This window comes from Aquimarina megaterium XH134 (assembly GCF_000520975.1).
Lineage (GTDB): Bacteria > Bacteroidota > Bacteroidia > Flavobacteriales > Flavobacteriaceae > Aquimarina > Aquimarina megaterium.
Genome location: NZ_JACB01000081.1, coordinates 1 through 15,415, shown reverse-complemented (window position 1 = coordinate 15,415; position 15,415 = coordinate 1). Strand labels below are relative to the sequence as shown.

The following is a 15,415-nucleotide window of genomic DNA, read 5'->3' as shown; positions in this document are numbered from 1 at the left end:
ACCGAATACCCTGTTGGAGCATCACGATCTACTGTATGGGTTTCTCCGGTATTAAATGCTGCTGGTCCAGAATTAGCTAAATCATCTGCAATGTTAGTAGACCCATTTAAATCTAGACGAATACCTCCTGTGCCAGTGATTGTATTTATAGTTACAGTAACACTTGTTCCTGATGAGGAACTTACACTAGACACTGTTCCTGAGGCTGTTCCTGAGGTAGTCGTTAGAGAAAAATCATCTGTAGAAATATTATTAGCATTTTCATCGAATGAAACTGTATATTGTACTGTAGCGGCATTGATAGCCGGTGTGCCTACCAAAGAAATACTTGTCACTACGGGAGGATCGGTATCTGGTACTGGTGCCGAAGCTTCACCATAAATTGCCGTACCAATACTACTGTTGGATTCATCTTGATATATGTAGATTTGTTTTCCGTCATCAATTTTTAGTACTTCCATAGCTTGAATATCACTATTACCACTATGAATGGTAGCTTGAGCACTTAGCGTGATATTGGTTCCTGTAACTTCACCTTCTCTTGCATAAATTGGATCGGTACCGCTTGTAGGAGTATACATAGCTATAAATTTATCAGAAGAGGAAGGGGCTAGTCGAACTCCTCCGACGGTTGTGATTAATTGCTGGCGTGTTCCATATCCTGTTATTGTTGTTCCGCTAACCGATCCTACCTGAACATAACCGTTTCCATCATCATCATCATCATAAGCAACTACAAACTTATCGGATGAAATAGCTACTACATCAACTTGTCTGCAATTAGTTTCGAAAATGTTTGCACTACCTAAAGTAATGGTTGATCCACTAACTGATCCTATAACAGCTCCTCCTTCTGAACCAGCAGTGGTTGCCTGATAAACAATTACAAAAGTACTAGAAGACAATACATCTAGACCGGTCCAGATTGTTGCGTCTGTTAAAAAAGTTGCTGCTGTTCCAAAGGACAGCGTTGCCCCACTTACTGTAATTATTTTTGCTTTTCCGAGATTACTATCCTCGACATCTCGATAGACTACTATATGACTGGTTGAAGACAAAGCTTCCATCTCTATTGCATCAACATCTCCAGGCGCAAAATCAAATGAGCTACCAAAAGCAATAGTACTACCCGATACGGTGCCTATTCTCATTTCTCCTACATCAGAAGCTCCACGTTCATCTTCAAAAGCAACGATAAATTGTGTGGCACTTATAGCAGAAATAGCAGTATGTGTAGCGCCTACAGTAGCAGCAAATTGTGTACTGCTCCCAAAGCTGATCGCATTTCCGGATAGTGTTCCTACAATAGCTTCTCCTGGCGTACCAGAAGCAGAAGATCTATACGCTATGACAAATTGGGTGGTACTTAGTGCTACTGCAGAAGGTTCTAGAAAAAAATTTGTTCCTGTAAATGTAGTCGCTGTACCGGGAGTAACGGGTGTTGTAGGGGCATAGTAATTTAGTTCGTTTATTTTTTTTGTAATAGCATAGGCATCTATAGGGTCAGATCCCAAGTTTAATTCTGAAAATAGGCTAGAGATATGATGTATAACATAAGGGTTTCCTTCTATAGAGATACTTGGTTTTTTGTTATCTGTAGATGATTCCATAGCAATGCCAAAAAAGCTAAGAACCATCATGGATAAAAGTGTAATTTTTTTCATTAGATAAAGGTTTTAAGAGGTGTATTCGAATTTTCCTTTTTTTTACTATGTGTTTTTTTATTTTTTTATAATTAAGTATGGTCAGCAATTAAAAAAATGAAGTTTTATATGCATAAATATGGATTCACCCAACCAGAATCTAATTCTCCTACAATATGATTGGTAATAGGGTTATTTTCATTCATTTTTTTGCCAATATCTATGATCGTATTGTAGATTCCAGAGTTATTGGTTTTTATTTTCACAATATCAATATCAGGGGTTATAAAACCTTCTTTAGAACAGAAGTTTTTAAGACCTCGTGGACTTTCAATATTCATTTTCTGTAGTTTTTCTTTTACAACATCCCATTGCCTTTTTTTAAGAGGTCGTAATAGCTCTTTAAATAAAAGCCCGGTTTCGTATCCTTGTAAAGCATAAAGATTTGGAGGTTGTCCAGTGTTTTGTTTGAATTTTTTCACGAATTGCTTATTGATTTTATGTTCAGCATTCGGATTCCATAGCATGGCTCCATATAGGTTTAGTTCGAGATGTTTTACATCAGTTAACATATCTGGATATAACATGTTTTCTGCTACTAATAAAGGAATGTCTTTTGTCCACGATTTTGATTTCCATAGATTTAAAAACTCATTTCCTTGTGGCCCTACAAATAAGGCGTGGACATATGCAGGAGCTTCTTTTCTGATTTTATCAAAGATCGATTCGATATCAAGGTGATGAGGATTATTCGTATTGTATGGAATAACGGATTGTAAAACAGTATTACCTCCTGCAGCACTAATACCAGCTTGAAAAGAGGTATGTAGGTGATATCCAGAATTGTATATTGGTGTAATAATCAAACCAGGTTGTTGATATTCCTTTTGCGCCCAATATCCCAATGCATATTGACTTTGATATAGTTGATGAGAATTAAAAAACACATTTGGGCTGTGATAATCAAAACTGGGTAACATTTCTCCCATATCAAAAAAGAATCCCAAGGCATCTTTCCTATTGTCGATGAGTTGAACCAGATTGGGAAGGGAGCGGTAACTAATCATTCCCGAAACAATGTCAACATTAGTAAAGTTGAGTAATTTCTTTGCGGCTTCAATGACTGAGGATATTCCTCCTGAACCTGCAAATTCTGGAATGAGTTCGATATCTGATCTTCTTCCTGGTTTTTGACCAAGACCAAGGTAAAAACCCGTGGCAAGATGTGGAAAAAAATTAGGATAAATACTTGAATATGGTGTTAAAAAGCCAATTTTGATAGGAGTCATAATTCTTAAAGATAGAAGTATGTTGTTTGAAAAAGTAGCTCAAACAACATACTTAATTTATATGCAAACTAAATGGTTGTAGTACTACTTAATTTCTAGACGGGAAAAGGCCTTGTATACAAATGCAAGGATTTAATGTAAGGAAAGGCATTCTGTTTTCGTGATATTGACTTCCTCCTGTATTTAGAGTGTCGGCATTACCAGTGATTGCACCTATAGCACCTGCTATCGGCACATTGGGAGCTTCTGAATTATACCCTGAGATTTCAGCTAAATTACTGCTGTCATAAGGAGCTGCTAATGATACGCCACTAGTAGGCGTGTGCGTATCTGCCTGACCACTATTTACGCTCATTTGTACTGTTATATTAAGATTAGAAGTATCAATTATATGATTGTGCGATGGTATTTGTAATACATTTAAAGTCACTACTTCTTCACCCCCGCGTGACCCTAATCGATAATCAGACAAACCAGGCCCGTTACCAAAACCAATAGGTGCACGCCCTCTTAAATCTGGTAAACCAAAAGTTGTACGGCCATCCCCGCCAAAAGTAGTTCCTAGTAATGAAAATAATGCTGTGTTACTTGATATAGCTATTAAAGCACCAGAACAAAATGCCCAACTTCTGGGAGCAAAATTGCAAGCCCAATACACAATCTGTGAAAGATAAAATTCCATAATTTTAATTTTTTAAGTTAAAGATTCATTGAAATATAATATGACAGCCTCGCTTTTGGTCGTCTGTCTTCTCAAAGAAAACGGAAAGTTAAAAACCAGTCAATACGTATAATTACTTGATTTTGACAGATGTATTAGCTTAAAATAGCTTGGAAATAGTTATTTAAAGTTTGCAATAAATGGGGTAACTCATAAGATTTTGAGATATAAACTTTTTACCATAAAAGTTTATTCAGGGGTAATTAGATAGTTAATGAGCGTGTTTTGCAATTTAGAATATCCAAGTATAAGTTTTGTATACTAAGATGTTGGATGTAACAATTACTGAAGGAAACATTTGTATGATGGTAGAATCCGTACCATTGATTAAAAATCGATTAATATTAACGTTTAGAACTTAAATTTAGTTAAAAAATAGTAACAAATCTTATTTTTGAACTGTTTTTTTTAGCTATCATATTATATGCTATAGTAGTAATTAAGCTTATTTCAGATACATACATTTTTTTTCGTAGTCAATAATTGCTTTTCCTCTTTTAAGGATGTCAGCTCCAATAATACCATCGACAGGTTCTGCATGATGTGCTATCAATGCTGCATTTACATGGTTAAGATCAAATAAAACAAGAGATATTCTTTTTCTTGACCAGCTTCCGATTTGTATGGTGTTTTTTTGTGAAAGTTGTGTTAGCATATCGGTAGCACCTGCTCCTGCAGCTTTTACATCGCTATCCTGGGCAAAAAGAGAAAATTTATCTACAGCTTCAAACCCTACACAGGAGTTAGAAGCACCTGTATCGACTATAAAATTACCCTCTACATCATTTAATATTGCTTTAACTTCAAAATGATTCGTCTTTGTAAAAACTAATTTAATTCTGTGGTATTCTTTTTGGTTTAAAAATTTTCGAAGTGTACTCATGCTTTATTTTGAAGAAACTTCGGTAAAAGTAGTATAATTAAAATAAATAAAACAATACCTATTTTATGCCAAAAATAGCTTAAAGAATAAGAATGTCCGATCTCGCCATAATATACAAATGCGGCCCAATAATAAGGTGATTTCTGAACATTTGAGATACTTTCTGTATCCAGGTAGTCTAGCTTGGCACGATGTATCGCTTTTGCCTTGGGAATAGAATGATTAAGGTTTTGGTAAAAGTTTTTCATTACTGTAGCAGTAGTTTTGTCATTTACTTTCCATAATGAAAAGAGTATATTTTCTACTCCGGCATACTGAAAACCTCTACCAATACTAATAGGGCCTTCTCCTTTTGCTAATCTACCAACACCAGTTTCACAAGCACTTAGCACTACCAGATTTGCATTAAGCTGTGCTCCGTATAATTGATTAACCAGAATATCCTGATCCCAAAATTGTATAGAGGCTGGTCTAGAAAAGCTTCCGGATTCGGCGTGGGTAGACAAATGAATGATATCATGCTCTTTTGCTAATTTAATAAACCGTTGATAAGTTGCTTGTTCGTTTTCTATAAAATCCCCATTAAAATAGTACTGTATAGATTTGCTTTCGTTTTTTGAAAATGAGAGTTCTTTCTCTGTATTTTCAAAAACAGGGAATACACCCAGAACCGTTTTTTTTTGAGGGTTTTTGGGATTAGATCGCAAATACTTACCAGCCGAAATTTCATAACTTATTTCAGTAGACCGTATTAAAAAAGGCATTTTGCTGAAATTCATTGAATTTGTCTTTTTTAATAATAGGGTCTCAAAAGGAATAAAATAAAGAAGACCATCGGGGATGATTAATAGTTTTTTAGATTGTTTGGGGATTTTTAACACATTAAAAAGCTCTGCAGCATTTTTTGTAAATTCGGTTATGTCTCGGGTAATCATCGAAGCATTGTCGAAATAATGAACATACTTTTTGATGGTACTTTTAAAATATTCGGGGTTTTCTATTTTTTTGATTTCAAAAGAATGTCGGCTGATTATGAATTGATATATGTTTCGGTTTCCATAAAAATATTCAATCAAAGTGGTATGATCTTTTTTTAATTTTTTCTGAAGAGCAGGAATAGAAATATTGTTTTGACGCCTAAGTAGTTTGGGATATGTATGACGAAGTTTTTCAAGTATTTCTTTCAGGGCGATAGATGTAGTGTCGTGAGCTGTAGTCCATTTTTGAATTTGATCAATACGAGCATCCTCACCTTTTAATTTTTCTTTTAAAATTAGAGTCTCATAGGATGTTAATGCTGCATTAAGTCGATTTTTATTTGAGACCAAAGAATCGTTTTTGTATTGAGATAGTATTTTTTTGGATATCAAAGCTTCATTTACAAGAGGAGATTTAGAATACTCGGCTGCCCAAAATGCTTGCACACCATATTTTTCCTCTTTTTGGGTTTGGTGAATAGTAAAAAGAAGATCAATATAGGCTTCTGTTCTGTTTCTGTTTTGGCTGTGTTGAATGATCCGAGTGTCCTGAAGCGGATATACAATATTTAGTTTTGAGTTTACATCAAAAGCTAAATCAAAGGCAGCTATCGCTAAAAGAGGTTTTTGGGTCTGTTGATAAGTATATGCGTGAATATCTAACGCTTTTAAAAGAAGTCTATCTGCAATAAGATATTCTTTAGATGGTAAATCAGTATTTGGCGAATATCCCGGTAGGAGGGTGGTATATATTTCTTTCAGGTTTTTTTGAATTTCGCTAAATTCTGACTTGGATAATAAAATATCGATATAAGCTAATTGCCATTTGACAGTAGTTCTTGCTGATGTATTTTTATTTTTGAGCAATTGAAATCTGGCCTGTGTAATATAATCCTGAGCTTTTTTAAATTCTTTTTTCTCTAAAGCCGTAGCAGCAAGAATCTGATAAGCATTTATTTGATTTGCATTTATTGTAATTACTTTATTAGCAAAAGTTTTTGCTTTGCTATAGTCACCAGAATCCAGGTGATTTGTGGCTGTGTTTGTTAATAAATTGATGTTGTTTGGGTCAATATTTAACCCTTGTTTAAGTATTTCGAGAGCTTTTGGATAATTTCCTTGGTTATGATATACGATAGAAAGATTAGTAATCCCAGAAATAATTTTTGTGGTATCCTTAGATTGCTCCGCCAGATATAAATAGTTTTTTATAGTGGTTTCGGCTTTGGGTAAATCCCCAACTTCTGTATAGATATTCCCAAGTGGTTGTAAGCAATTTTCAATGATGTCATAATCGATTAATCCTTTTTCATAATATATTTTCCAGGCAGTTTCATAATATAAAATAGCTTTTGGTTTGTTGTTATATCGATTGTTGTAATATCCCAGATTGCAGTGTACGATTACCCAGGCTAACTGATCTGCTTTTGTATGAAGCTGATCTTTTTTTGGAGCAATCATTTTACTTAGCTGTAGTGCTTTAGAATTCGACGGTTTTTGTATAAAGTGATCTAACTGATCATATAAAAACGCTGAGGTTTTTGTTTTTTGCTGTGCCTGTGTTATTAGATTTCCAAACCATAGAGCAGCGATACATAGTAATATTCTAAAACTTCCAAATTCCATAGAATTGAATTTGAGAGTTTGGGCTATCAAAATTATGAACATATCTAACTCCTATACTTGGTCCTATTCGTACCGTTCCAAAATTCATTCCAACAAAAATACCAGTTTGTATATTCGTAAAATCATCTTTGATTTCTTGTGTTTCTGTAACATCAAGTTCAATGTTTCGAATAATTTCTGGGGGAGTTGGGCCATTATTTCTAATAATCGTAAATCCTTCTCCTATAGTTTCCTGATCATTTTTACTTGTGATATCCATTTTTAATTGAATACCTGCTCCCATGGCAAAAAAGTTGTTGAAATTATAACGAAATGATCCGGGAACCGCATAAATAGAAATGTTATTATATGTATTAGCTTCTGAGAATTGAATCAAGCTTTCTGTACCATTTGCATCTATAGAAGTGGTTTCAAAATTTCGTAATTCGTCATAAGAAGATGCAGATGCCATTAATTCTGCCTGATAGTATCCTCTGTAGGATTTAAAAGGAGATAATGTTGCTCCAACAAAATACTCTTTTTGATTGTCGAGTTCGGGAACCATGATATATCCTGCTTTTGCACCTATAGAAATACCAGGCATAAACCGCGTAGTTGCATAGTTGGTGATAATAGGCTCGTTTTTGTCAAAATATATAGCGGTACGACTTTTGGTCTTTTTTTTATGAAAGTCTTTACTAAATTTCATAGAATACTTTACAAATCCTTTGGTCGAGTCTATTTCGGCTACATTCTTTTGTTGGCTTCCGGGAAGATATATTCGATTAAACTGAAAAATGATCTTGTCTTTTTTTAGAATAGTATCGAGACAACTGTAATTAACTTCTCTTTCTTTAGGGCAAATTGGGCATTCGGGATACATGCCATCAATTTTCAATGTAGTTTTATCAAACATTTCTGGAGTGTCTACAGCTAGTTTTATAGTATTGGCAGGACCTTCTCCGTTGTTTTGAAAACGCACTTTAAATTTGAGACGTTTAAAACGAACTAACCGATAGTTCATTAACCAACCATTAGAAGACATTTTGTTGGGATCATGAGAAGTAACAATTTCCATTTCTGTATCCTTCACAGTGTGATTGTCAAAATTTTCATCGGGAACATAGATACTTCTTAGTGTAACAATAGCACTGGTATCTTTGATCATTTCGGGTGTTGTTTTTAGAGTCCTGAAAATGTTTCGTTCTTCTCCAGGCTGCATATCATTAAATGCAATTACCTGATAATTGCGATACAATGATTTGGACTCTTCTAATGTAAGTGGAAGGTTTTTTCTTTTGGTAGTATCCTGAACAAATAATGTTCTGTTTTGTAGTGTTGTATGAGTTGAAGAAGCTAATAAAGTATGATCGTCATTTTGAGAGAGCGTTTCAGAAATAATAGGTAGCGGAATAATTTTTTCTTCATGATGTAATCTGGTATCTTCCAGAATAAAGTTGTCATTTTTAAATTGATTATCATTATAAAACAAGTATAATTTACCATTAGAAATGTAGTTATTCGTATTCTTATAACTTGTAATGAATATCATTTCCTGATCAGGAATAGGTTCGCGATTTCGTTTCAGAATTAAATCATCATCTTCAATAAAAGGGGAATTAGGACCTATAGAGGCTTCATCGGATGCATCACTCACAGTTATTGATTTTGGCCTGCTTGTAGGTGGTTTTCCATTATCATAGTTGTTGGTTGCCCAAAGTTTGGCTTCGTATGTTCCTGAAGAAGTATACCGATGTGCAGGCTTTTCTTTAAAACTATAATTACCATCACCAAATTCCCAATAGTAGGTATAAAAAGCTTTGGGAGCACCGGCAATTTGATTTAAAGGTGGCATTTCTGCTCCATAAACTACTTGGTTTCCATTAATTTCATAAGATATAGGTGCGATTCTAGGTATGGTATCGTTGGTTAGTATTTGTCCAATACATAGCAATGGAAATAATACAGTACAGTATAAGATATAGCCCCTCATGATTTGTTATTAGTAGTTACTAAAGATAAGTAAAAAGTTAAATTAGAAATATTGATAAAAATATTCCGGAAGTTTACCTCCCGGAATATATACTGGAATTTGCCGTAACCCCCGCTAACTAATTTACATATTCCAGTACAATTTTTGATTTATGGTAACCCATTTATTAGTGTTATTAATTCGGTTTCGGTACCTGTAGTGGTAGATCCAATTACTTCTACATGATCTTCTGTTATCGTTGCACCCTGTATTGCATATGTATACTCACCATCCTGAACAGATACAAATATGAAATGTACTTCTAATCCGATAGGGATTAGTCCATAATGTTCAGAGAATAACTCGGTTTCTTCAATATAAGTGTCTAATAATGCTAATGCAGTTGGTTCCCCATCATAAGACACATATATATTGCAATTTGTGTTGTCATACCCTTCAGGAGCGTCTACATAAATAACAGTTTTTGGTCTTGGATCATTATACCAACGATCAATATTAGTCCACCCGAAATTGCTTATAAAACCAGAATATCCCGTTACTCCTGTTCCGTTAGGCCCTTCTCCCTGTCCAAGGTCAATATTTCCTTCTTGGTTTTCTTCCCAAACGACATCACAATCGATTACGTCGCTGTCGCAACCATCGTCTGCGGCTTTAAATAACCTCATTTCGGGATCAAAATCTTCATTTGGCGAAAAAATCTCAAACGCATTTGCAAGTTGTAGTTGATTTCCATTCTGATTGGCATTTACAAAAAATTCTCCAGCAGATTTTAAAGTCTCGATATCACCATTTGGGCGTTTGCCATTGGTCGGCATTTTGGTGAGTAGCATTTTGGCTTTATCATAGATTTCTACTAATTCGATAGTAACACTTCCGCTAACCGGGTCGCCATTTTGATCTAAAAAACTGTTTGGGAGAAAATGTAGTCGTGTACCTTCTTCTCCATACATATGTCCTCCTGATTCGGCATTCATTACAAAAGTCTGCATTGCTTCTTCACGGTTATTCTTGATTGCTTTTTGTAGTTCTATTCCATTAATGATTCTTTCGATAATGATATTGTTATCATCATTTTTACAGCTTCCTAATAAAAGAATAGCTAAGCCTAAAAGTAAAAAACTCATCATAGCTTTTTTTGCACTCCTACTATTTTTTGGTATTGCAATTGTTCTATTTGATGTTTTCATGATTTTCGAAATTTTATTGTTTACAACATAAGATCAACAGCTTTGATTTTTTGTTACCCTTATCTTGATAACTTTTTTTAAATTAGTCGCTTATATTAGCTATTTATGGGAAATACCAAATTTCATTCTGATCAGAAATACATTGAAGCTCTTTTGAAGAATGATACAGTAGTCTTAACCGAGATTTATGATAAATTCGTTCCGAAAGTAGTTAGGTATATAAAAAATAATAGTGGAGATGAATCCAGAGCTCAGGATATTATCCAAGAAACTTTAATCACTATTTATAAACAGGCAAAAGAGAAAGGACTACAACTTACCTGCCCATTTGATGCCTATTTCTTCCTGTTATGTAAACGTAAATGGTTGAATGAATTAAAAAAGCATTCTAATAATCAGGTAACAATTAATGAAGAGGTTGTATCTATAGATGACGAGAGTGTTCGTTTTGCAGAAGAAACTGAGATTTTTAATGCAAAACATGAACTTTTTAAAGAGATGTTTGACCAATTAGGTAAAGCTTGTAAAGAATTATTAAAGATAACTTTTACTACAAAATCTATGGAAGAAGTGGCTTTAAAACTAGGGCAGTCCTATGGGTATGTTCGTAAAAAAAAGTCTTTATGTATTGGTCAGTTAACAAAACTTGTTCAAGACACTCCTAAGTTTAATAAAATAAAGAATTTGTTATGACCCCAGAAGAAAAATATGAGCTGTTTGATCGGTTCTGTAGCAACGAACTCTCTGCTACCGAAGAAAAAATGTTAACAAAACTGATTAGTGAGAATGTATCTATTGCAGAAGAATTTAAACTATATCAAGAGTTAAATTCACATCTAGATACACGTTTTACTTCAGAAAAAGAGGAAGAAGCACTAGAAGGTAATTTAAAAGCGATTGGAGATGTACATTTTAATAAGAAAGCAACTGCAAAAGAAACCAAAGTGATAAGAATGCCCGTTTGGGCATATGCTGCGGCTGCAAGTGTAGCTGTGATTTTTGGCGTATACTTTTTTGGACAAAGTAGCCCTGTATATAGTGATTTTGCGAATATTCCCGAATTATCAATTACAGAAAGAGGAAGTACAGAAAAGAATAGTAAGAATGCAGAATATGCTTTTAACTCAAAAGATTACGTGGGAGCAGAAAAGTACCTGTTGATATTATTGTCAAAAGATGAAAATAATGCAGAATATCAATTCTATTATGGAATATCATTATTAGAACAAGATAAATATGTAGAAACTACTCAGGTTTTAGAGAAACTGTATCAAGGAAACTCGGGGTATAAATATAAAGCATTATGGTTTGAAGCATTAAACCAACTGAAACAAAAAAAATATGATCAATGCGCTACATTGTTAGAGAATATACCCGAAGATGCCGAAGATTACATTCGGGCTCAAGAATTATTGAAAAAAATGTGATGTTTTGTAATCTATTAATTTGTTTCCTGTATAGCGAATCTTAAAATAGTTTTAGTAAAGAACTTAATCTAGAAGTGAAAAGATACAATTCTATAGCTTAGAATTAAAAGCAGAAAAGTGTTCAATAATAAAAGCAATAGATTGCTGGCTGGTATTAACTCTAATTTAATACTTTTGCGGCATGATACTAACCGATACCCATACTCATATTTATAGTGAAGCCTTTGATGAGGATCAGGATGAAATGATGCAGCGGGCTATAAAAAATGGCGTGACACGCTTTTTTGTTCCTGCTATTGATTCTACATATACCAATGCTATGTATGCAATAGAGACCAAGTATCCAAAACATGTTTTTTTGATGATGGGATTGCACCCTACCCATGTAAAAGAGAATTACAAAGAGGAACTTGTATTTGTAGAGAATGAACTTAAAAAACGTTCTAATAATGAGGTCGACAAAAATTTTTATGCAATAGGAGAGATAGGTATAGATTTGTATTGGGATAAAACTTTTTTGAAGGCTCAACAAGAAGCTTTTAAATATCAAATCCAATTGGCAAAAAAATACAAGTTACCTATAGTAATACATTGTCGCGAAGCTTTTGAAGAGATTTTTGAAGTATTAGAATCCGAAAAAAGTGATGATCTATTTGGGATTTTTCATTGTTTTACAGGAACCATAGACGATGCCAATCGAGCTATAGGGTATAATATGAAATTAGGAATAGGAGGTGTCGTTACTTTTAAAAATGGTAAAATAGATAGATTTTTAAATCAGATTTCATTAGACCATATTGTCCTGGAGACAGATGCACCTTATTTAGCACCAACTCCATATCGAGGTAAACGTAACGAAAGTTCTTATTTACTTAATATTTTAGAAAAACTCTCAGATATATATCAAAAACCTATAGAAGAAATAGCTGCAATTACTACTAAAAACTCTAGCGATATATTCGGTATCTAGACCAATAAAATATAATTTAATTTTCGTTCATTTGCCATATGAATACTTCGCCAAACATATTACTTATTTATACTGGAGGAACCATTGGGATGGTCAAAGATTTCAAGACGGGCGCCCTGGTAGCTTTCGATTTCGATGAGCTGTTATTAAATATCCCAGAACTCAAACAATTAGATTGTAATATCGATACCATTAGTTTTGAGAAGCCTATTGATTCTTCTGATATGAATGTTGATCGATGGAAAGAGTTGGGAGATATAATTAATGTTAATTATAAAAAATATGATGGGTTTGTTGTTTTGCATGGAAGTGATACGATGTCCTATACAGCATCTGCGATTAGTTTTATGTTTGAAAACCTGGCTAAACCTATTATTTTTACAGGTTCTCAATTGCCAATAGGAGATTTGCGAACCGATGCAAAAGAGAATTTGATCACCGCAGTTCAAATTTCGGCATTACAAGAAAAAGGAAAGCCTGTAATTACAGAGGTAGGACTCTATTTTGAATATAAATTGCTTAGAGCTAATAGAACGACTAAGATTAATGCAGAACATTTTGAAGCATTTCAATCCCTTAACTATCCCTCTTTGGTAGAATCTGGGGTGCATCTTAAGATCAATACTTCTTTTTTACTAAGGTGTAATCGAAGAAAAAAGATGGTATATCATACACATTTTGATAATAATGTTGTTATCGTTAAGATGTTTCCGGGGATTAATGAGAATATTTTGAAGAGTATTTTCTCTTTAGAAGCTATAAAAGGAGTGGTTTTAGAAACATATGGAGCAGGTAATACAACTACAAAAAAATGGTTTATCGCGATAATTTCTGACCTTATCCAAAAAGGAATACCGGTAGTTAATGTTACACAATGTATAGGTGGAAGTGTAGAAATGGGTAAGTATGATACAAGTATTGCACTAAAAAAAGCAGGTGTTATTTCGGGAAAAGACATTACTACAGAGGCTGCAGTGGCAAAATTGATGTATTTATTGGGGGAAAAATTACCACTTAAAGTCCTCAAAACCATTTATGAAACCTCTCTTCGTGGCGAAATGTCAGAAAATTAACGCCTCAAATTTCAATAGTTAACATTTTTTTTGTTATTTGCCCATCCTTATTTTTTTAGGGGAAAACCAAGAGAGGTGGCCGAGTGGTCGAAGGCGCACGCCTGGAAAGTGTGTATACGTCAAAAGCGTATCGAGGGTTCGAATCCCTTCCTCTCTGCATTATTATCAATTTTTTAATAGATTTTATATTATTTTTATATCTTTAACCCTTTAACTAATTAAAATTAAGAATCAGCGCAATGAAAAGATTATTTTCTATTCTGGCAATCGCAGCAGTAATGACTTTTGGAAACTTACAAGCATCTACTGCACCTGCCCAGTTATTAACGGCAAATGTGCAATTATTAATTGCTCCTATAACTAATACGACAACAACTCAAGAAGAAGCAGTATCCGAGGCTACTACAGATGAACTATCTTTTCATCAAAACCTTAAAAGACGTTTTATCGAAGGAGGTCCTCAATTTATGGGTATCGTACTTTTATGTTTGATCTTAGGTCTTGCGATAGCAATTGAAAGAATTATCTTTTTAAATCTTTCTACAACAAATACTAAGAAACTACAACAAAATGTAGAAGATGCATTAAATAGTGGTGGTATTGAAGCAGCAAAAGAGGTATGTAGAAATACAAAAGGCCCTGTTGCATCAATTTATTATCAAGGTCTTGATAGAGCAGACGAAAGTATAGATGCAGCAGAGAAATCAGTTGTAGCATACGGAGGTGTTCAAATGGGACAATTAGAGAAAAATGTATCGTGGATATCATTATTTATCGCTCTTGCTCCAATGCTTGGATTTATGGGAACGGTAATTGGTATGATTACAGCATTTGATAAAATTGCGGCTGCAGATGATATGCAACCTTCTCTTGTAGCAGGTGGTATTAAAGTAGCACTTCTTACTACTGTATTTGGACTTATTGTTGCAATTATTCTTCAAATATTCTATAACTATATCGTTGCAAAAATTGATAGAATTGTAAATGATATGGAAGATGCTTCGATTACTTTAATCGATATTTTGGTAGATTACAAGAAAAAGAAATAATTGATGTTTCTAATAAAAATCTGATCTAAAAGATTTTTAATTTACACTTTTATTTAATTACGGATTACGTGTGTGATCCAAACAAAAAATTATTAGTAACATGAAAATTTCAAAAATATTATCATATATCGTACTGGCTATAGGCGCTATAGGAGCTATTTTACTGTTCTTAATGAGCAATAATTTTGATGGCCTTATGGAAAAATATGGTATTACAGAAACCAAAGACTTTGTTAGAGAAGGAGGGTCGATGGATGTTTTAAAAGAAGCAACATCTTTGGTAAATCCATTATATACTCTTACAGTTATTGTTATTATAGGTGTAATAGCCGTTACTTTGATAGCTGTTTTCTCTTCATTAGCTAAAAACCCTGGAGGTCTTAAAAATACTGCAATCGGTATTGTTGCTTTCCTTATTGTTGTAGGGATTGGTTTTGTTGTGGCAGAAGGAGTAGAAGCTCCTTTAAATGATGGAGGAGTACTTTCTGCAAGTGGCTCTAAATGGGTAGGAACAGGATTGTATACATTTTACTTTTTAGCTGCTATTGCAGTTGGGTTAATGTTCTTTTCTGGTATTAAGAAACTAATTAAGTAAACA

General features: G+C 33.9%; 13 protein-coding genes and 1 tRNA gene. 7 read left to right on the top strand and 7 right to left on the bottom strand.

From position 1 onward, the window contains the following. From Z053_RS0126820 to Z053_RS0126790, 7 genes are all read right to left on the bottom strand, one after another. Positions 1 to 1,664 (bottom strand): hypothetical protein (locus Z053_RS0126820; RefSeq protein ID WP_035097043.1); only part of this gene is annotated, 1,664 nt, incomplete at its 3' end. Positions 1,665 to 1,768: 104 nt separating this feature from the next. Then, on the bottom strand, positions 1,769 to 2,932 hold the full coding sequence (locus Z053_RS0126815) for an ABC transporter substrate-binding protein (protein WP_025668060.1): 1,164 nt from the start codon (positions 2,930 to 2,932) through the stop codon (positions 1,769 to 1,771). 88 nt (positions 2,933 to 3,020) lie between these two features. Next, a complete protein-coding gene (locus Z053_RS0126810; RefSeq protein ID WP_025668059.1) occupies positions 3,021 to 3,614 on the bottom strand; it encodes a phage tail protein in 594 nt (197 codons plus the stop codon). A 484-nt stretch (positions 3,615 to 4,098) separates the two neighbouring features. Then, the gene (locus Z053_RS0126805; RefSeq protein ID WP_025668058.1) at positions 4,099 to 4,536 is read right to left on the bottom strand and encodes a retropepsin-like aspartic protease; all 438 of its coding nucleotides are present in this window, start codon (positions 4,534 to 4,536) and stop codon (positions 4,099 to 4,101) included. Then, positions 4,533 to 7,139, bottom strand: a complete 2,607-nt coding sequence (locus tag Z053_RS0126800; protein WP_025668057.1) for a CHAT domain-containing protein — start codon at positions 7,137 to 7,139, stop codon at positions 4,533 to 4,535. Before Z053_RS0126800 ends, Z053_RS0126805 begins: the two co-directional genes overlap by 4 nt. Continuing rightward, a complete protein-coding gene (locus Z053_RS0126795; RefSeq protein WP_025668056.1) occupies positions 7,120 to 9,111 on the bottom strand; it encodes a PKD domain-containing protein in 1,992 nt (663 codons plus the stop codon). The genes Z053_RS0126800 and Z053_RS0126795 overlap by 20 nt, the downstream gene beginning before the upstream one ends. Positions 9,112 to 9,260: 149 nt before the next feature. Further along, positions 9,261 to 10,298, bottom strand: coding sequence for a hypothetical protein (locus Z053_RS0126790; protein WP_025668055.1), 1,038 nt, complete (start codon positions 10,296 to 10,298; stop codon positions 9,261 to 9,263). A gap of 105 nt (positions 10,299 to 10,403) precedes the next feature. On the opposite strand from Z053_RS0126790, the gene Z053_RS0126785 reads away from it, so the two are divergent. From Z053_RS0126785 to Z053_RS0126755, 7 genes are all read left to right on the top strand, one after another. Continuing rightward, complete coding sequence (locus Z053_RS0126785; RefSeq protein ID WP_025668054.1) at positions 10,404 to 10,991, top strand: RNA polymerase sigma factor; 588 nt, start codon at positions 10,404 to 10,406, stop codon at positions 10,989 to 10,991. Further along, a complete protein-coding gene (locus tag Z053_RS0126780) occupies positions 10,988 to 11,725 on the top strand; it encodes a tetratricopeptide repeat protein (protein WP_025668053.1) in 738 nt (245 codons plus the stop codon). The genes Z053_RS0126785 and Z053_RS0126780 overlap by 4 nt, the downstream gene beginning before the upstream one ends. Before the next feature lie 181 nt (positions 11,726 to 11,906). Continuing rightward, positions 11,907 to 12,695: a TatD family hydrolase gene (locus Z053_RS0126775; protein ID WP_025668052.1), complete on the top strand. Its 789-nt coding sequence runs from the start codon at positions 11,907 to 11,909 to the stop codon at positions 12,693 to 12,695. Positions 12,696 to 12,733: 38 nt separating this feature from the next. Next, positions 12,734 to 13,768, top strand: a complete 1,035-nt coding sequence (locus tag Z053_RS0126770) for an asparaginase (RefSeq protein ID WP_025668051.1) — start codon at positions 12,734 to 12,736, stop codon at positions 13,766 to 13,768. A 69-nt stretch (positions 13,769 to 13,837) separates the two neighbouring features. Then, a tRNA-Ser gene (locus tag Z053_RS0126765) sits at positions 13,838 to 13,925 on the top strand. 82 nt (positions 13,926 to 14,007) lie between these two features. Next, positions 14,008 to 14,817, top strand: coding sequence for a MotA/TolQ/ExbB proton channel family protein (locus Z053_RS0126760; protein WP_025668049.1), 810 nt, complete (start codon positions 14,008 to 14,010; stop codon positions 14,815 to 14,817). Between the two features lie 100 nt (positions 14,818 to 14,917). Further along, positions 14,918 to 15,412 (top strand): hypothetical protein, encoded by a 495-nt coding sequence (locus Z053_RS0126755; RefSeq protein WP_025668048.1) that lies wholly within the window; start codon positions 14,918 to 14,920, stop codon positions 15,410 to 15,412. Positions 15,413 to 15,415: the final 3 nt, after the last annotated feature.